The sequence below is a fragment of the Streptomyces sp. 13-12-16 genome, assembly GCF_002114215.1.
Classification (GTDB): Bacteria; Actinomycetota; Actinomycetes; order Streptomycetales; family Streptomycetaceae; genus Streptomyces.
The window spans coordinates 1-1,594 of sequence record NZ_NCTE01000850.1 but is presented as its reverse complement, the minus strand read 5'-3'; the positions used below and the strand labels follow the sequence as shown (position 1 = coordinate 1,594).

The 1,594-nt window shown below is 74.2% G+C and carries 2 protein-coding genes; one reads left to right on the top strand and one right to left on the bottom strand.

Annotated elements, in window-relative coordinates; all coding sequences use genetic code 11:
• Positions 1 to 89: 89 nt before the first annotated feature.
• Entirely contained in the window at positions 90 to 680 is a 591-nt protein-coding gene (locus tag B7767_RS30445) for a YdeI family protein (RefSeq protein ID WP_085574961.1), read from the bottom strand.
• A 294-nt stretch (positions 681 to 974) separates the two neighbouring features.
• Here B7767_RS30445 and B7767_RS30440 point away from each other — a divergent pair, with 294 nt between their 5' ends.
• Complete coding sequence (locus B7767_RS30440; protein WP_085574960.1) at positions 975 to 1,370, top strand: cell division protein SepF; 396 nt, start codon at positions 975 to 977, stop codon at positions 1,368 to 1,370.
• Positions 1,371 to 1,594 lie beyond the last annotated feature (224 nt).

Sequence of the window (1,594 nt, the reverse complement as noted above, 5' to 3'; positions counted from 1 at the left end):
CCGCGTCTGCGGCGTGGCGGCGGCGGAGGCGGTGCTGGCGGGCTGACCCGCCGTCACGGGCACGCCCACGGGGGTGCCCGTGGGCGTGCCTACGGGTGGATCTTCCGCCCCTCGGCGAGCATGGCGACGAACTTCTCGATCCGGGCCGCCCGGGTCTGGGGCCGCTTGGCCTCCTGGATCCGGTGGAGGATCGCGTACCGGTTGCGGCTGTCGAGGGTGCCGAAGAAGTCACCGGCTCCGGGCGCCGCGTCCAGCGCGGCCCGCAGGTCGTCGGGGACGGTCGCCGTGCTCTGGCTCGCGTACGCGGCCTCCCAGCGGCCGTCCGCCCGCGCCCGCTCCACCTCGCGCAGCCCGGACGGCCGCATACGCCCCTGCTCGATGAGGTCGAGGGCCTTCTGCCGGTTGATCGCCGACCACCGGCTGCGCGCCCGCCGCGGGGTGAACCGCTGGAGCCAGTGGGTGTCGTCCAGCCCCTTCTTGTGCCCGTCGATCCAGCCGTAGCACAGCGCCGACTCCAGGGCGGTCGCGTAGTCGACCCCGGCGATCCCGGACCCCTTCTTCGGAATCCTCAGCCACACCCCGTCGACGTCCCCCTGGTGCTCCTCCAGCCACGCCTCCCAGTCCTTCTGCGTCTCGAACTCACGCACCGGTCCCACGACACCGTTCCCCTCACCAGCCATGCGCCCATGCAACCGGCCCGGGCGGCGCGGGTCAACGAGTGTTCCGCCCCCGCCGCCCCTTCCCGTCCCCCGGGGGGTGCCGCCCCCGGCGGGCCGGGCGGATCCGGCCCGCTGCGAAGGACCCCTCCGCGAACGGCACGGTCCTCGGCGGCGCGCCGCGTACCCGTGGGCGTCCGGGGCAAGCGTCACTGTGTGCACGCCCCGCGATGGCGGAGCGTGTCGTTATTGGGCCGAACGGGTGACCATGAGTAAGAATTGCCCGATGCAGACAGTCAGCGCGACAGGGGACGGAGCATGCCGGTGAACAGCCACGATGTCACCGACGAACAGTGGGAGGGGCTCGCCCAGGTCGTTCCGCTGCGGGGCCGCGACGCGTGGCCGTCCGCGGTGGGCCACCGCGCCTTGCCCGAGGCGCCGACGGAGGCGCGCCGCCGCTTCGTCGTCCTGCGCGTGAACGTGTTCGCGGACGCCCGCGACGTCGCCGAGACACTGATGTCCGGGATACCGGTCCTGCTCGACCTGACCGGCGCGGAGACCGAGACCGCCAAACGGGTCCTGGACTTCAGCACGGGCGTCGTCTTCGGCCTGGCCAGCGGCATGCACCGGGTCGACCGCAACGTCTTCCTCCTGACCCCGTCCGGCACGGAGGTCACGGGACTGATGGAGGGCGTGGGGGTCCCGGGGGTCTGAGCGGCGCGGTCATCCCCCGCTCCCGCGGGCGGTCGTGCCTCCTCCGGTGCCTCAAGGGCCCGGGAGGGCGGGCGCGACGGCACCCCGTGGGCGCCGGGCCGCGCGACCCACCCCCGGACAGCGCCGGAGCGCGCGTCGCCCGATCGTGGGAAGGCCCACCGGGCGGAACGGTTCGCCACGCACCGGCCCCCTTAGCGTCCGCACATGACCCCACCTTCCCCGCC